This is a genomic window from Shinella sp. M31 (genome assembly GCF_049199205.1).
Lineage (GTDB): Bacteria > Pseudomonadota > Alphaproteobacteria > Rhizobiales > Rhizobiaceae > Shinella.
Map to the genome: position 1 here is coordinate 10,928 of NZ_JBLZPH010000092.1, position 1,825 is coordinate 12,752.

Annotated in this window: 1 protein-coding gene and 1 pseudogene; both read left to right on the plus strand. The window is 67.9% G+C overall.

The features are described 5' to 3' along the window. A pseudogene (locus ACOZKU_RS15765) lies at window positions 1-1,063 on the plus strand (thiamine/thiamine pyrophosphate ABC transporter permease ThiP); the annotation flags it as partial. Then, a complete protein-coding gene (thiQ, locus tag ACOZKU_RS15770; RefSeq protein WP_421579653.1) occupies window positions 1,056-1,793 on the plus strand; it encodes a thiamine ABC transporter ATP-binding protein in 738 nt (245 codons plus the stop codon). The pseudogene ACOZKU_RS15765 and the gene thiQ, both read left to right, overlap by 8 nt. Window positions 1,794-1,825 lie beyond the last annotated feature (32 nt).

A 1,825-nucleotide genomic window follows, 5' to 3' on the forward strand; every position in this document is an offset into this window, starting at 1 on the left:
GCCCGTCATAAGGCGTGTCCTGCCGGGCATTGCCGGCCTTATCTTCATGCTCTGCGCAGCAAGCTTCACCGTGGTGCTGACGCTCGGCGGCGGGCCGGCGGCGACCACCATCGAGGTGGCGATCTACCAGGCGCTGCGCTTCGATTTCGATCCCGAGCGCGCCGTGCTGCTGTCGGGCCTGCAGATCGCCGTCACGGGCGTGCTGATCTGGCTTCTCTCGCTGTTCGGCCGCCCGCCGGAAGAGGGCATGACGGCGGGGCGGGATATCAGGCGCTTCGACGGCCGGCGCCGCCGCCTGTCCGACGGCCTCATTCTCCTCGTCTTCACCCTGTTCACCGCGGCACCGCTCGCCGCCACGCTCGTCTCCGGCCTCGCGGCCGATTTCGGCCGGATGGCGCTCGATCCGCTGCTGCACCGGGCGCTCGCCACGAGCCTTGCCATCTCCTTTGCTTCGGGCTGCCTCAGTCTCGCTATCGCGCTGCCCATCGTGCTGGTGCCGCGACTGGCCGAAATGGGCAACGCCGGCCTCGCCACGCGGCTGATGGCGCGGGCACTGCCGGCGACGGGATCGCTGATCCTGCTCGTGCCGCCCGTCGTGGTGGCGACCGGCTGGTTCCTGATGCTGCGCACCTTCGGCGAGACCGGGCGTTTCGCGCCGGTCATCATCACCATCATCAATGCGCTGATGGCCCTGCCCTTCGTGGTGCGCGTGCTGGAGCCGGCCTACGGCACGCATCTCACGCGCACCGCCCGGCTTGCGCTCAGCCTCGGCGTCACCGGGATGCATCGCCTGCGTTGGATTGACTGGCCCGCACTGAAAAAACCCTTCCTCACCGCCTTCGCCTTCGCCATGGCGCTGTCGCTCGGCGACCTGAGCGCCGTCGCGATTTTCGGCGCGGAAGGGTTCGCCACGTTGCCCTGGCTGCTGTTCTCGCGCATGGCGAGCTATCGCACCGCGGATGCTGCGGGCATCGCCCTCATTCTCGGCGTGATATGCCTTTTGCTGACGCTGCCCTCCACAGCCACCGAGCGCCCAACCGAAAGCCCCTCTGCCGATGCCTGACGCCGCTATTCGCCTGCCCCCTGCCATTCGGCTAAGCGACGTGACCGTGCGTTTCGACGAAAAGCGGCTTGCTTTCGACTGCGCCATTCCCGCAGGTGCGGCCGTCGCCGTCGCGGGTCCCTCGGGTGCCGGCAAGTCGACGCTGTTCAACGTCATCGCCGGCTTCCAGAAACCGGCGTCGGGCAGCGTCACGCTGCTCGGCGAGGATATGGAAGGGCGCGATCCGGCGGAGCGGCCGGTTTCGATCATCTTCCAGGACAACAATCTCTTCGCCCATCTCACCATCGCCGACAATGTGGCGCTCGGCATCCACCCGGGCTTGAAGCTCGATACTGCCCAGCGTCAGAGCGTGTTCACCGCGCTTTCGCGCGTCGGGCTCGGCGGCTACGAGCGGCGGCTGCCCGGCTCGCTCTCGGGCGGCGAGCGTCAGCGCGTGGCGCTGGCCCGCGCATTGGTGCGCCGCCGGCCGATCCTGCTGCTCGACGAACCCTTCGCCGCACTCGACCCGGCGATGCGGGCGGATATGGCAAAGCTGCTGTCGGAGCTGCGCGCCGAAACGAAAAGCACCATGCTGTTCATCACCCACCAGCCCGACGATATCCGCCGGCTCGCCGGGGAGGTGATGTTCCTGGAGGCCGGCGTCATCCTGCTGGACGAGCCGGCACGCGACTTCCTGTCTCGCCGCGAGCCGCCGGCAGTTGCAAAATTCCTCGGCCACACCACCATTTAGCCGGAAGAGGTGTCTTTTGACGGGATGTCGCG

Bases quoted from the DNA above. Each gene is read 5' to 3' on its own strand.
- thiQ (WP_421579653.1), top strand. From the start codon at position 1,056: ATGCCTGACGCCGCTATTCGCCTGCCCCCTGCCATTCGGCTAAGCGAC.